Origin of the sequence: [Micrococcus luteus] ATCC 49442 (genome assembly GCF_010367585.1) — a bacterium.
Classification (GTDB): domain Bacteria; phylum Actinomycetota; class Actinomycetes; order Actinomycetales; family Micrococcaceae; genus Arthrobacter; species Arthrobacter luteus_A.
On record NZ_JAAAXP010000001.1, the window covers coordinates 242,884 to 257,368 of the forward strand.

Consider the following 14,485-nt stretch of genomic DNA (forward strand, 5'->3'; position numbering starts at 1 on the left):
GGGGCTGTCAGCGAAGCAAAAACAACAGCTTCGCCCAGTCCACCCGCAGAGCCGGCAAACCCCGAACACGCGCCCATCACTCTCCTTCGGTTCACTCCGTCGGAGCCCTTATGGAAACAGCGTCGGCTTCGGCCGACCATCCTCCGCCGGGCAGTTTCCCCCGGACATGCTCCGCTTCCCCCCACCTTCAGGCGGGATGCTGAATGGAGTGGTTGCTCCTTGCGGCAGGCCTCCTGCTGATCGCCGGCACCGGTTTCTTTGTGGCCGTCGAATTTTCCCTGATCGCCCTTGACCAGGCCACTGTCCAGAATGCCATCGACAACGGTGACACCGGTGCCGTGCCGCTGCTCAAGTGCCTGAAATCCCTGTCAACGCAGCTTTCGAGCTGTCAGCTTGGCATCACGCTGACCACACTCCTCACGGGCTACGTGATGGAACCCTCGGTGGGCCGACTCCTCGAGGGCCCGCTGGCCGCCGTCGGAATTCCCGACGTCGCGGCGGCATCCGTGTCCCTGGTCATCGCCATGGTGCTGGCTACCTTGCTGTCCATGCTTCTCGGCGAACTTGTGCCGAAAAACATGGCCATCGCCCTGTCCTTCCCGGTGGGTAAAGCGCTGGCGCGGCCGCAGCTGATTTTTACGGCCATCTTCAAGCCCGCCATCGTGCTTCTGAACGGATTCTCCAACAAGGTCCTGAACGTCTTCGGGCTGGAGGCCAAGGAAGAGATCTCGGGTGCCCGCACGCCTGCCGAGCTGGCCTCCCTGGTCCGGCGCTCCGCCGCCATGGGAACGCTCGACGCCGGGACGGCCAACTTTGTGGCGCGCACCCTGAACTTCTCGGCCCGGACGGCCGCGGATGTTATGACGCCGCGGATCCGTGTCGAAACCATCGACGCCGACCAGCCTGTTTCGGACATCCTGGACGCTGCACGGCGGACCGGGTACTCACGGTTCCCGGTTATCGGTGACTCCGCCGATGACATCAGGGGACTGGTCCACGTCAAGAAGGCAGTGGCCGTGCCGTGGGACCGGCGCGCCAACCTGGAGGCCGGTGCCATCATGACCGATGTCCTCAGGGTGCCCGAAACGATCCACCTGGATGCGCTCCTGGCCGAGCTGCGGGAGGGAAACCTGCAGCTCGCCGTCGTACTTGACGAGTACGGCGGAACCGCCGGCATCACCACCCTGGAGGACCTCGTGGAGGAAATCGTGGGCGAAGTGTCCGACGAACACGACAAGGTCCGGCCGGGACTGCTGCAGAGCGCGTCCGGGGACTGGTACTTCCCCGGCCTGCTGCGGCCCGACGAACTGTCTGAGCAGATCCCGGGTCTCACCGTCCCGGATGAGGCTGCTTATGAGACGGTGGGCGGTTACGTCATGAGCGAACTGGGCCGCATCGCGGCCGTGGGGGACACCGTCCCCGTGGGCGGCGGCATGCTGAGCGTGACCCGCATGGACGGCCGAAGGATCGAGCGGATCTGCTTTCATCCCTCCGCTGACGAGCCTGATTCCGGGACCGACGACGGGAGCGCATCATGAGTGACTGGGCAGGCATAGCCTGGCTTGTTGTCCTCCTGCTGGGCAACGCGTTTTTTGTCGGCGCCGAGTTTGCGGTGATGTCAGCGCGGCGCAGCCAGATCGAGCCCCTGGCCGATGCCGGTTCCAAACGGGCGCAGACCACGCTGCGGGCCATGGAAAATGTTTCCCTGATGCTCGCGTGTGCGCAGCTGGGCATTACCGTGTGTTCGCTGCTGATCCTGCAGGTGGCCGAACCCGCCATCCACCACCTGATGGCTGCTCCGCTGGAGGCCGTGGGCCTGCCCGTGGAGATCGCCGACGTGGTGGCGTTCGCCATTGCGCTGATGGTGGTGACCTTCCTCCATGTGACCTTCGGCGAAATGGTGCCGAAAAACATCTCGGTATCGGTGGCGGACAAAGCTGCGTTGCTGCTCGCTCCGCCGCTGATGTTTGTTGCCCGGCTGGTGAACCCGGTCATCTTTGCGCTGAACTGGTCCGCCAACCACATCCTCAAACTCCTGCGGATCGAGCCCAAGGATGAGGTGAACTCGTCCTTCACGCTCGAAGAGGTCCAGTCGATCGTGCAGGAGTCCACGCGTCACGGACTGGTGGATGACGACGCCGGGCTGATCACCGGTGCCCTGGAGTTCTCCGAATATACGGCGAAGGACATCATGGTGCCGGTGGAGAACCTGGTCATGCTGAAGGAGGCCACCACACCGGTGGAGTTTGAGAAGGCTGTCAGCCGGACGGGCTTCTCGCGGTTCCCGATGGTGGACGAGGACGGGGTCCTTTCCGGTTATCTGCATGTGAAGGATGTGCTCTCCATTCCGGATGAGGACTACCAGCATCCGATTGCCGAGAGCCGGATCCGCTCGCTGGCCAACCTGGCACTCGGGGACGAGGTGGAAACGGCTATGTCGGTCATGCAGCGCACGGGGTCACACCTGGCCCGCGTCATCGGCCCGGACGGCCAGACCCATGGAATCCTCTTCCTGGAAGACGTGATCGAACAGCTCGTGGGAGAGATCCGGGACGCCACGCAGGCCACCGGCATCAGGCGGCTGGGCCAGCCCAACGGCGACCACCCCGCAAGGTGACAGGACCGGGCCGGGACAGGAGTTCCGGCCCGGGCCACTCTTCTAAATAGGAATCATTCCCATTTAGGCGTAGACTCTTGGGAGTCGAAAAAGTCCGTACCCGTGTTGATCTGAGGTCTCCGTGCGCCATCCCGCTGCCATCCGAACGTCCCTTGCTGCCTTTGCCGGCTTCAGCCTGCTGCTGACCGCGTGCAGCTCCGGCGGCGGGCCCGTATCCTCAGCCACGGAGACTTCAACAGGTGCCATCGACGTTGTGGCTTCCACTAACGTCTACGGCGACATCGCCGCTCTGATCGGCGGCGACAAGGTAAACGTCACCTCCATCATCACCAAGACCAGCCAGGATCCGCATTCCTATGAGGCCACCGCGCAGGACCGGCTGGCGGTCTCGAAAGCGGACCTGGTGATCGAAAACGGCGGCGGCTATGACGAGTTCCTCCACAAGATGGCCGATGACAGCAAGCTTGACCACAACTACATCCTGACTACCGTGGAGATCGCCGGCCTGGCGCCCGAGGACGAGCACACAGAATCGGAAACCGCCCACGATGAGGCCGGGCATGACCACCAGCACGGTGAGTTCAACGAACACGCCTGGTACAGCCTGGATGCGATGGGCAAGCTGGCCGACGCTGTCGCGGCGAAACTCGGTGAACTGGAACCCGGCTCTGCGTCCCGGTTCACCGCCAACGCAGCAACGTTCAAAACGGATCTGGACGGCCTGAACACCAAGCTGGCCGGCATGAAAGCAAAGGCTGCGGGTTCACCCGTGGCTGTGACCGAGCCGGTGCCTCTCTACCTCCTGGAGGCAGCCGGGCTGGAGAACCGCACCCCGGAGGACTACACGGCAGCGATCGAGGAAGACTCCGACGTGCCGCCGGCCGTGCTCAAGGCGGCAACTGACCTGGCAGGTTCATCAGAGATCAAATTCCTGGCCTACAACGAACAGACCGAAGGCCCGCAGACCGAGGCGCTGAAGAAGGCGGCCGAAGCGGCCGGCGTCCCGGTCATTGATTTCAGTGAAACCTTGCCCGAGGGCAAGACGTACCTGCAGTGGATGACGGACAATGTGGACAACGTCAGCAAAGTTTTGGAGACAAATAGTTGAAACCGGTGGTGAGCCTCCGCGGGGCGTCCCTGCAGTTCGGCAAACGCACGCTCTGGGAGGATCTCAACCTGGACATCCGGCCCGGCGAGTTCTTTGCCGTGCTGGGCCCCAACGGCAGCGGCAAGACAAGCTTCCTGAAGGTCCTGCTGGGGCTGCAGGACCTGCAGTCCGGCAGTGCCACCCTGGGCGACCGTCCGGTGGAACGGGGGAGCAGCCTGATCGGGTACATCCCGCAGCAGAAATCGTTTGCCCCGGACACCCCGATGCGGGCCAGGGACCTCGTGGGCCTGGGAGTTGACGGGCACCGCTGGGGACTGCGGCTGGGGACGTCCAAAGTGGACCGCAGAATAAATGAACTCCTCGAACTGGTGGGCGCCACCGAGTACGCCAAGGTACCGGTAGGGCAGCTCTCCGGCGGCGAGCAGCAGCGCCTTCGTGTGGCGCAGGCGCTTGCTACCGACCCGCAGGTGCTTCTCTGCGACGAGCCACTCTTGTCCCTGGACCTGCACCACCAGCAGGCGGTGAGTTCGTTGATCAACAAACAGTGCCATGAACAGAACAGTGCCGTGGTGTTTGTCACGCACGAAATCAATCCCATCATCGATTACGTCGACCGCGTGCTGTACCTGGCGGGGGGCCGGTTCCGGGTGGGCGCGCCGGAGGAAGTGATGACCACCGAGGTCCTGTCCGATCTGTACGGCAGCCACGTGGAAGTCATCCACGCGAACGGGCGCATCGTCGTCGTCGGCCTGCCCGATGCAACCACGCACCACCACGCCGATGTCCACGGTGATGTCCGCGCCGCGGTGGGGGAGGCCGTCTGATGGATGCGGACAGCATCATCGCAGCGATCTTCAGCTTCGAGAATTACGGCGAGCTCCTGGTCCTGGTGCAGAATTCCATCTGGGCGGGCGCCGTCCTGGGCCTGCTCGGCGGACTGGTGGGCACGTTTGTTATGAAGCGGGACCTGGCCTTCGCCGTGCACGGCATCTCCGAACTGTCCTTCGCCGGCGCGGCCTTCGCGCTCCTGATCGGCGCGGACATCGTGTTCGGCTCGCTGATCGGCTCCGTGGCTGCGGCACTGCTGCTGGGCCTGATGGGCGTCAGGGCCCGGGATAAAAATTCCATTATCGGTGTGATCATGCCCTTCGGGCTGGGACTGGGCATCCTGTTCCTGTCCCTCTACGAAGGCCGTGCCGCCAATAAGTTCGGCCTCCTCACCGGGCAGATTGTCTCCGTGGACACCGTGCAGCTGCAGGTCCTGGCCGGTGCTGCCGTGGTAGTCATCGCGGTGCTGGTCCTCATCTGGCGGCCGCTGAATTTCGCCAGCGTTGATCCTGAACTGGCAGAAGCCCGCGGCGTACCCGTCCGGACGCTCGCGATTGTCTTTATGGTGCTCCTGGGCATCAGCGTGGCGCTGTCCATCCAGGTGGTGGGCGCGCTGCTGGTGCTGGCTTTGCTCATTACACCGGCAGCGGCGGCCCTGCGGGTAACGTCTTCGCCGGTGGTACTGGTCGTCCTTAGCGTCATTTTTGCCGTTACAGCCACGGTGGGCGGCATCCTGCTGGCCCTGGGCGGCCGCATCCCGATCAGTCCGTACGTCACCACGCTGTCATTCCTGATCTACGTGGTGTGCCGGATTATCGGCAGTGCCCGTGCCAAACGGGGCATCAACGGGCGGCTGGTGCACGCCCGCTGACGGGGCGGTACTGCGTGCCGTTAGAGTTTGCCGGCGGTGCGGAGGGCTGTGCAGTTCGGGCAAAAACCAAAAATCTCGACGGTGTGCGCCACGTCGGTGTAGCCGTGTTCGGCGGCGGTCCTGGCTGCCCACGTCTCCACGGCCGGGGCCTCGACCTCGACGGCCTTGCCGCAGTTCCGGCACAGCAGGTGGTGATGGTGGCCCGTGACCGCGCAGCGCCGGTAGACCGCCTCGCCCTCGCCATTGCGCAGGACGTCCACCAGGCCGTCGTCGGCGAGGGACTGCAGGATGCGGTACGCCGTGGCCAGCGATACCGAGACGCCCTTGTTCTGCAGGATGCGGTAAAGCTCCTGCGTACTGACGAAGTCATCCAGCTCGTCCAGGGCAGTGCTGACAGCCACACGCTGCTTGGTGACGCGCTGCTCTTTTCCGGCGCCCATTCCGGAACCGGCGCCGGATGGAGCGTTCGACGGCGTCGCGTCAGCTTTGGTGCCGAACGGCATGGAGTTACTCGCTTCCCTGAGGGACGGTGGCAAACATCAAGATTACCAGCCGGGGCCGCGCCACCGGCCGCCCCTTGGACACTCCCGGAGCCTGACCCTAGGCTGGCGCTATGAAGCTGACCAAATACACCCACGCCTGCGTCCGGCTCGAAAAGGACGGCAATGTCCTGGTGCTTGATCCGGGAACTTTCTCCGAGACGGACGAAGCCCTGGCCGGCGCGCACGCCGTGCTTATCACGCATGAGCACGGGGACCACGTGGATGTGCCGGTGATGGTTAAAGCGCTCGGCGCTGCCAGCAGCCTGGCGGTGTTCGCCCCGGCCGGAGTTGCCGCCCATCTGCGGGAGGAGGCCCCGGACGCGGCTGCACGGATTCATACGGTCGAACCCGGCTCCACGTTCGAGGCCGCAGGTTTCAGCGTCCGTAGCTTCGGCGGCCAGCACGCGCTCATCCACCCGCAGATTCCCGTGGTGGCCAATATCGGCTACCTCGTGGATGGGAACGTCTACCACCCGGGGGATTCCTTCATCGTCCCCGACGGCCTCAGCGTGCAGACGCTCCTGGTTCCCATCCACGCTCCGTGGAACAAGGCCGCCGAGGTAGTGGACTTCGTGATCAGCGTCCGTGCCCCGCAGGCTTTCCAAATCCACGACGGACTGCTGAACGAGACCGGCCTGAAAATGGTGGAGGGCCATGTCACCCGCCTGGGCGGCAAGTACGGCACAACCTTCACGCACCTTGCCCCGCGGGAAGCGGTGGAGGTCTGATCGGCTAGGCGTTCCAAATGCCGGTCTCGAAAAACCGGCGGATGACGTCCTCGTGTGGCCCCGGGTCCAGTCCCTGGGCTGAGAGCCACTCCGGATTGTAGTAATTGCCGGCATAGCGTTCGCCGCCGTCGCACATCAACGACACAACGCTGCCGCGCTGTCCCACGGCAACCATTTCCGCCACGAGCTGCCAGACACCCCACAGATTCGTGCCGGTGGAGGGTCCGGCATGCAGGCCTGCGAGCGTGTGCAGGTGCCGCATGGCTGCGATGGAGGCGGCATCCGGAACCTGGATCATGTGGTCGATGACGCCGGGCACAAAACTAGGCTCCATCCGGGGGCGGCCGATGCCTTCAATCCGAGACGGCAGTCCCGTGCTGGCTTCACCCGTACCGTTCAGCCAGCCGGGATAAAACGCGGAATTTTCGGGGTCCACCACCGCAAGGCGGGTGTCGTGGCCGCGGTAGCGCAGGTAGCGTCCGATGGTCGCGCTGGTGCCGCCAGTCCCGGCGCCCACCACGATCCAGCGGGGGACGGAGTGTTCCTCCAGCGCCAGCTGCCCGAAAATTGACTCCGCGATGTTGTTGTTGCCGCGCCAGTCCGTGGCCCGCTCCGCGTAGGTGAACTGGTCCATGTAGTGGCCGTTGGACGTGGCAGCAACATTCGCCGCCGCGGCATACACCTCGGAGGCGTGATCAACCAGCAGGCACGAACCGCCGAACTGTTCGATCAGCGCGATCTTCTCCGGGCTCGTGGTGCGGGTCATGACCGCAACGAACGGCAGACCCAGCAGCTGCGCAAAGTATGCCTCCGAGACCGCGGTACTGCCACTGGAAGCCTCCACGATAGTGGTGCCCTCGCGGATCCAGCCGTTGACCAGGCCAAAGAGGAACAGTGAGCGGGCCAGGCGGTGCTTAAGGCTTCCCGAACGGTGCGTTGATTCATCCTTGAGGTAAAGCTGCACGCCCCAATGCTCCGGGAGCGGCACCGAGTACAGGTGCGTGTCGGCAGACCGGTTGTTTTCTGCGTTGACTTTCCTGATGGCGTCGTCAGCCCAGGCCCGGTCCGTGCTCGCGTTCTTCATCGGACCAACTCTAGCTGCGCGATGGCGCAGCTAGAGTTGGATCAGCCGCTGCACCACTCACTAATTGTCAAGGAGAACAATGGGTCCACTGTTGGATGTCCCTGCCCTGGAAGCACGGTTGGCTGCGGGGCGGCGCACCGTCCTGCTGGACGTCCGCTGGGCGTTGGGCGACCCCCGCGGCCGGGAGCATTACCTTGAAGCGCACCTGCCCGGTGCGGTTTTTGTGGACCTGGCCACCGAGCTTGCCGCCCCCGCGGCGCCGTCGCGGGGGCGCCATCCGCTGCCGCCGCCGTCGGAGTTCCAAGCGTCCGCCAGGCGTTGGGGCATCAACAACGGCGATGTTGTGGTGGCCTACGACAACAGCAGCAACATGGCCGCGGCTCGCGCCTGGTGGATGCTGCGCAACGCCGGTTTCCCCGAGGTGTACCTGCTCGACGGCGGTCTTGCCGCCTGGCAGGACGCCGGACTGCCGCTGGAATCCGGCCCTGTGGACGTGGCGCCGGGCGACGTTTCCCTGAGCCAGGGCGGGATGCCGGTGATCGACCGTGAAAGCGCGGCGGATTGGGCTGAGACGGGCATTCTCCTGGATGCCCGCGCCGGCGAGCGGTACCGCGGCGAGATCGAGCCCGTCGACCCGCGCGCCGGGCACATCCCCGGTGCGGTGAGTGCGCCGACGGCCGGGAACGTGGACCGGGCCGGACGCTTCCTGCCGGCATCCGAGCTGCGGCGCCGCTTCGAAGACCTGGGCATAGGCGCCGACGTCCCGGTGGCGGTGTACTGCGGCTCGGGCGTGACTGCGGCGCACGAGGTGGCTGCCCTTGAAATCGCGGGATTCACGGCTGCGCTGTACCCCGGCTCATTCTCGGAATGGTCGAACAACCCGGAGCTTCCCGTTATCACTGGAAACACACCAGGTGCGCCGAAGGGGCGTTGAGCGGCCTTCCCGGAATACCGGCGCGACGTGCTCCGAGTGGAAATGCCGCCGCCTGCGGGGGTAGCGTCGCAGGTATGAGCCCAGGACGCCCCGTACCGCCGCCCCTTGCCCGCCCGGTTTTGCCCGCCGATCCTCCTTCGTCCGGTCAGGGCGCCGGAACCATGGCGGCCGCGTACGGCGCAGTGTCCGAAAATAGCGGCCTGGTGCCCCTGACCCTGGCCCGCCGAACACCCAAAGCGGATGACGTCGAGATCGCCGTTGAGTTCTGCGGCCTGTGCCACTCCGACGTACATGCAACCCGCGGTGAGTGGGGTGTCCAGAAGTATCCCCTAGTCCCGGGCCACGAAATCGTTGGAACCGTCAGCCGCGTTGGCTCCGCTGTGGGAGACTTCGCCCCGGGTGATCGCGTGGGCGTCGGGTGCATGGTTGACTCCTGCCGCGAATGCGACAGCTGCCTGGATGGCCTCGAGCAATACTGCGAAAACGGCATGACAGGTACGTATGGCGCCGTAGATAGGCGGAACGGCGACTCCATCACCCAGGGAGGCTACTCGTCCGCCGTAGTGGTGGACCGGCGCTACGTGGTGCGCGTGCCCGCGAACCTTGACCCGGCCGCCGTCGCGCCGTTGCTCTGCGCCGGAGTCACCACCTACTCCCCGCTGCGGCACTTCGATGTGGAGGAAGGGGATGTGGTGGGCGTGGTGGGCCTCGGGGGACTGGGCCACATGGCGGTTAAGCTCGCCAAGGCCATGGGCGCCGTGGTCAAGGTGTTCACCACTTCCGACGCCAAGATGGCTGCCGCGCTGGAACTTGGCGCTGACGAAGTCATCCTGTCCCGGGACGAAGACGCCATGGCTGCTGCCAACCGGAGCCTGGACCTCATCATCGACACCGTGGCCGCACCGCACGACCTGAACCCGTACTTCCGGACCCTCCGCGTGGACGGCGCGCTGTTCCAGCTGGGGCTGCCAGCTGACGCCATGCCCCCGGTCAACCCGCGGGCACTGATGCGCAGGCGGCTCTCCTACGCCGGATCCATGATCGGCGGCATTGCCGAAACGCAGGAAATGCTCGACTTCTGTGCAGAACACAACGTGGTGGCGGACATCGAGCTGGTGTCCGCAGACCAGCTGAATGAGGCGTACCGCCGGATGGTGGCGGGCGACGTAAAGTACCGTTTTGTGCTGGATACCAGCACCCTGCAGGCTCCGGCCGAGGAGGCAGACGCATGAGTACCCTGTTCACCAAGATCATCAAAGGCGAGATCCCGGGCCGCTTTGTCTGGCGCGAGGACGACGTCGTGGCTTTCCTGACCACGGGTCCGCTGGCCGATGGTCACACGCTGGTTGTCCCCACCGAAGAGGTGGACCGGTGGACCGACGCCTCGCCGGAAACCCTCGCCAAGGTGATGGAGGTGGCCCGACGGATCGGCGCCGTGCAGCTGGACCTCTTCCCCGCTGAGCGGGCCGGCCTGATTGTGGCCGGGTACGAGATCAACCACCTGCACGTCCATGTGTGGCCGTCCCGGAGCATGGCTGACTTCGACTTCGCCTCGGCGGACCATAACCCGGACCCGGCAGTGCTGGACGCCAACGCGGAAAAGCTCCGTGCAGGGCTCCGCGCCGCGGGTTACGGGGATTTTGTTCCCGAAAGCTAGGCCGGTGCGAGGGCCTTGTTCAGGACGGCCCTGATCCGCTTTTCCGAGACGGAGTAGGCGGTTCCGAGTTCGACGGCGAAGAGGCTCACACGGAGCTCTTCAATCATCCAGCGCACCTGGGTCAGCTCGGTTCCCGCCCGCCGTCCAGGCAGCAGGGCCGACACGGCGTCGTCGTAGTCGTCCTCCAGGCGCTGGACGGCGGCCATGTTCAAGGCATCGCGCTGGACATTGCCGGGCAGCTTTTCGAGCCGCTTTTCGATGGCCGTGAGGTACCGGGGGAGCTGGCTCAGCTGGGCAAAGCCGGTGCGGGCCACAAACCCGGGGAACACCAGCTGCTCGAGCTGGCTCTTGACATCGTTGAGCGCGCTGATCAGCGCCAGGCTGGTGGTTCCCTTCAGCTGCTTGTCGATCCGCCGGGTGCTGGCCAGGATGCGCTCCACTACCGCAGTGACAGTGAACACCGTATCGATCAGTTCTGCCCGCACCTGCTCATAAAGGGCGTCGAACGATTCCCGGTCCCACGGCAGGTCTGCCGGCGTCAGCTTGTCCACGGCGGCCAGCGCGCAATCGGCAATCAGTGCGGATACAGAACCGTGGGGGTTCTGGCTGAACGTGAGTTTTTCGGTGTTGTTGAGGTGCTCCAGGACGTAGCGGTCCGGGGACGGAACCCGCAGTGCCAGGAGCCGGATGACACCGCCGCGCATGGCTGCCAGCTGTTCCGAAGATGTCTGGAAGACGCGAAGGGCAACAGACGTTCCCTCGTCCACAAGCGCCGGGTAGCCCGTGACAGTGTGGCCGTTGACGATGCTGCTGACCTGCCGCTGCACGGTGCCGAAAGACCATTCCTTCAGGCCGCTCTGTTCCCTGAAGCCCGCACCGTTTCCGGATGCCGCGTCGACACCTGCGAGGTTGCCAGCGGGCGGGGCTGCCGTGACGGTCCTGCCGTCATTCCCGCGGGCCGCAGACTTTCCCCGCGATTGCGGTCCGGTAGTGGCAGGCGTCGCGCCCAGCGACTCGGCAATGGCCCGGCGTGTGGCCGGGGCCAGGCGTTCCTGCAGGGCAGCAAGGTCCTTGCCCTCGTCCAGGACTTTGCCCCTGCTGTCCACCACCTTGAAGCTCACCCGCAGGTGGGAGGGAACGGCGTCCCAGTTCCAGGATCCGGGCGGGACGATGTGCCCTCGGATCCTGCGCAAAACCAGTTCCAGCGACGCTTCGAGTTCGTCGGTGGCGGGATCGAAGTCGGTCTCGAGGGCAGCCACGGCCTGCCGGGCCACGTCGGGGGCAGGCACAAAGTTCTTGCGGATCTGCTTGGGCAGGGATTTGATCAGGGCAGTCACCAATTCCACGCGCTGGCCCGGGATCAGCCAGCGGAAGGCCTTGTCGTCCAACTGGTTGAGGAACAGTACCGGCACCTCGGCCGTGACGCCGTCGGACGGATTGGGCGGCGAGCCCGGGGCCACCGGGTGGAATTCATAGGTGAGCGGCAGCTCGAAGCCCTTGTGCAGCAGCGTCTTCGGGTAGGCGGCTTCGTCGAGGTCATCAGCCTCGTCATTGAGCAGCAGCGATTTGTCATAGTCCAGGAGATCCGGATTCTTCTGCCGGGCTTCCTTCCACCACTTATCGAAGTGCCGCTCGGACACCACATCGGGGCCGATCCGTGCGTCATAAAACTCGAACAGCGTTTCGTCGTCCACCAGGAGGTCGCGCCGGCGCATCCTGGCCTCAAGCTCCTCGACTTCGAGCAGGAGCGCGCGGTTACGGTGGAAGAACTTGTGGTGCGTTTTCCAGTCGCCTTCCACCAAGGCATGCCGGATGAACAGCTCCCGGGCCAGGACCGGATCCACCCGGCTGTAATTGACCCGGCGCTGGGGGATGATGGGCACGCCGTAGAGGGTGACCTTTTCGTAGGCCATCACGGCGCCCATTTTGGTGGACCAGTGCGGCTCGCTGTAGCTGCGTTTGACGAGGTCCGGCGCCACCTGTTCGGCCCACACAGGATCGAACTTTGCCGCCACCCGCGCCCACAGGCGGCTGGTTTCCACCAGCTCGGCCGCCATCACGAACGTGGGGGACTTCTTGAACAGGGCCGAGCCAGGGAAGATGGCGAAGCGGCTGCCACGCGCGCCGGCGTACTCGCGCTTGCGGTCATCGAGGATCCCGATGTGGCTCAGCAGCCCGGAGAGCAGGCTGATGTGGATCCCGTCATGGTTGCCGACGGGATCGGCCAGCCGTTTGTTGTCCAGGCTGATGCCCAGCGGCCGGGCCAGTTGCCGGAGCTGAGCAAACAGGTCCTGCCATTCCCTGACCCTCAAGTAATTGATGAACTCGGTGCGGCAGAGCCTGCGGAACTGTGTAGAGGAGAGCTCCTGCTGCTTCTCCTGGATGTAGTTCCACAGGTTCAGGAAACCGGTGAAGTCCGAGTTCTCGTCCCGGAAACGGGCGTGCTTCTCCGCTGCGAGCTGCTGCTTGTCCGTCGGACGCTCGCGCGGGTCCTGGATGGTCAGCGCCGCGGCCAGGATCATCACCTCGCGGACACAGCCGCGCCTGCCGGCCTCCACAATCATCCGCCCCAGACGGGGATCCACCGGAAGCTGGGCAAGCTGCTGCCCGACGGCGGTCAGACCGCCGCTCTTGGCGTCGCCCGCCTTGACAGCGCTCAAGGCGCCGAGTTCGCGCAGCAGGGTGACGCCGTCGTTGATTGCCCTCGAATCCGGCGGCTCCACAAAGGGGAAGTTCTCGACGTCCTTCGGTCCGCGGGCCACGCCCATGGCGGTCATCTGCAGGATGACGGCTGCGAGGTTGGTGCGCAGGATCTCGGGATCTGTGAACAGCGGGCGGGATTCGAAGTCCTCCTCCGAATACAGCCGGATGGCAATGCCGTCAGACACGCGGCCGCACCGGCCGGACCGCTGGTTGGCGGAAGCCTGGGACACTCGTTCAATGGGCAGCCGCTGGACCTTGGTGCGGTGCGAGTAGCGCGAGATGCGCGCGGTGCCGGTATCGATGACGTACTTGATGCCCGGGACAGTCAGGGACGTCTCGGCAACGTTGGTTGCAAGCACAATCCGGCGGTTTTTGCCGGGGTGGAACACCTTGTGCTGTTCCTGCAGGCTCAGGCGGGCGAACAGCGGCAGGACCTCGGTGCCTGCCAGCCGCCGGTTGGATTGGATCCTCGCGTTGAGGGCCTCTGCTGCGTCACGGATTTCGCGCTCACCGGAGAAAAAGATGAGGATGTCGCCGGGAGCCTCGGTGGCGAGCTCGTCCACGGCGTCGCACACGGCGTCGAGGGGATCGCGGTCCTCCTCGAGTTCGTCGTCGGACGAGTTGTCTTCATCGTCATTTTCGGCGGCGGCACCACCGGCGGGCTGTGATAGCGGCCGGTACCGGATCTCCACCGGGAACGTGCGTCCTGAGACCTCGATGATGGGGGAGGGCGCCTCGTCGGAGCCGAAGTGCTTCGCGAACCGCTCCGGATCAATGGTGGCTGAGGTGATGATGATCTTCAGGTCCGGCCGCTGCGGCAGGATGCGCTTGAGGTAGCCGAGGATGAAGTCGATGTTGAGGCTGCGCTCGTGTGCTTCGTCGATGATGATGGCGTTGTATTTGCGCAGCAGCTTGTCGCGCTGGATCTCAGCCAGGAGGATGCCGTCGGTCATTAGTTTGACCTTCGTGGAGCGGCTGACTTCGCCCGTGAACCGAACCTGGAAGCCGACTTCCTGGCCGATCTCCACGCCGAGTTCCTCAGCGATGCGTTCCGCCACGGTGCGCGCTGCAAGCCGGCGCGGCTGCGTGTGGCCGATCAGGCCGTTGTCGCCCAGGCCCAGCTCGAGGCACATTTTGGGGATCTGGGTGGTCTTGCCGGAGCCCGTCTCGCCGGCGATGATCGTCACCTGGTTAGCTGCAATGGCAGCCATCAGGTCCTCGCGGCGCTCGGAAACGGGCAGCTCAGCAGGGTAGGAGATATGAAATGTCATGGCTGCAGCCAGTCTACTGCGGCGTAGCCGGCTTCCGGTCCGCGCCGGGCTGCCCGTACGGCACTGATCCGTCAGTGCATGAGTCAGGGCCCGGTTCGTCGGAACCGGGCCCTGAGCGGGTTGATGTGGACGTTTGCGTTCT

The 14,485-nt window shown here is 65.0% G+C and carries 12 protein-coding genes; 9 read left to right on the forward strand and 3 right to left on the reverse strand.

Going from position 1 to position 14,485, the window contains the following annotated elements; translation table 11 throughout:
• Window positions 1–203: 203 nt before the first annotated feature.
• The 5 genes from GUV69_RS01115 to GUV69_RS01135 all read left to right on the forward strand — a co-directional run bounded on the left by GUV69_RS01115 (window position 204) and on the right by GUV69_RS01135 (window position 5,424).
• Window positions 204–1,538, forward strand: a complete 1,335-nt coding sequence (locus tag GUV69_RS01115; protein ID WP_164198968.1) for a hemolysin family protein — start codon at window positions 204–206, stop codon at window positions 1,536–1,538.
• Complete coding sequence (locus GUV69_RS01120) at window positions 1,535–2,617, forward strand: hemolysin family protein (RefSeq protein WP_164198970.1); 1,083 nt, start codon at window positions 1,535–1,537, stop codon at window positions 2,615–2,617. Before GUV69_RS01115 ends, GUV69_RS01120 begins: the two co-directional genes overlap by 4 nt.
• 121 nt (window positions 2,618–2,738) lie before the next feature.
• Complete coding sequence (locus tag GUV69_RS01125) at window positions 2,739–3,725, forward strand: metal ABC transporter solute-binding protein, Zn/Mn family (protein WP_164198972.1); 987 nt, start codon at window positions 2,739–2,741, stop codon at window positions 3,723–3,725.
• Complete coding sequence (locus GUV69_RS01130; RefSeq protein WP_208786565.1) at window positions 3,722–4,549, forward strand: metal ABC transporter ATP-binding protein; 828 nt, start codon at window positions 3,722–3,724, stop codon at window positions 4,547–4,549. The genes GUV69_RS01125 and GUV69_RS01130 overlap by 4 nt, the downstream gene beginning before the upstream one ends.
• Window positions 4,549–5,424, forward strand: a complete 876-nt coding sequence (locus tag GUV69_RS01135; RefSeq protein ID WP_164198976.1) for a metal ABC transporter permease — start codon at window positions 4,549–4,551, stop codon at window positions 5,422–5,424. The genes GUV69_RS01130 and GUV69_RS01135 overlap by 1 nt, the downstream gene beginning before the upstream one ends.
• A gap of 20 nt (window positions 5,425–5,444) precedes the next feature.
• Here the strand turns inward: GUV69_RS01135 and GUV69_RS01140 are convergent, their stop codons facing one another.
• Window positions 5,445–5,927 (reverse strand): Fur family transcriptional regulator, encoded by a 483-nt coding sequence (locus tag GUV69_RS01140; protein ID WP_164206090.1) that lies wholly within the window; start codon window positions 5,925–5,927, stop codon window positions 5,445–5,447.
• 110 nt (window positions 5,928–6,037) lie between these two features.
• Here GUV69_RS01140 and GUV69_RS01145 point away from each other — a divergent pair, with 110 nt between their 5' ends.
• Entirely contained in the window at window positions 6,038–6,694 is a 657-nt protein-coding gene (locus GUV69_RS01145; protein ID WP_164198978.1) for an MBL fold metallo-hydrolase, read from the forward strand.
• Between the two features lie 4 nt (window positions 6,695–6,698).
• Here GUV69_RS01145 and GUV69_RS01150 read toward each other — a convergent pair whose 3' ends face one another.
• Window positions 6,699–7,778, reverse strand: coding sequence for a PLP-dependent cysteine synthase family protein (locus GUV69_RS01150; RefSeq protein ID WP_164198980.1), 1,080 nt, complete (start codon window positions 7,776–7,778; stop codon window positions 6,699–6,701).
• 79 nt (window positions 7,779–7,857) lie between these two features.
• Between GUV69_RS01150 and GUV69_RS01155 the strand changes: the two genes are divergently transcribed.
• From GUV69_RS01155 to GUV69_RS01165, 3 genes are all read left to right on the forward strand, one after another.
• Entirely contained in the window at window positions 7,858–8,712 is an 855-nt protein-coding gene (locus GUV69_RS01155; protein WP_164198982.1) for a sulfurtransferase, read from the forward strand.
• Window positions 8,713–8,786: 74 nt separating this feature from the next.
• Window positions 8,787–9,944 (forward strand): NAD(P)-dependent alcohol dehydrogenase, encoded by a 1,158-nt coding sequence (locus GUV69_RS01160; protein WP_164198984.1) that lies wholly within the window; start codon window positions 8,787–8,789, stop codon window positions 9,942–9,944.
• Window positions 9,941–10,369, forward strand: coding sequence for an HIT family protein (locus GUV69_RS01165; protein ID WP_164198986.1), 429 nt, complete (start codon window positions 9,941–9,943; stop codon window positions 10,367–10,369). Before GUV69_RS01160 ends, GUV69_RS01165 begins: the two co-directional genes overlap by 4 nt.
• Here GUV69_RS01165 and hrpA read toward each other — a convergent pair.
• A complete protein-coding gene (hrpA, locus tag GUV69_RS01170) occupies window positions 10,366–14,343 on the reverse strand; it encodes an ATP-dependent RNA helicase HrpA (protein ID WP_164198989.1) in 3,978 nt (1,325 codons plus the stop codon). The genes GUV69_RS01165 and hrpA overlap by 4 nt on opposite strands.
• Window positions 14,344–14,485 lie beyond the last annotated feature (142 nt).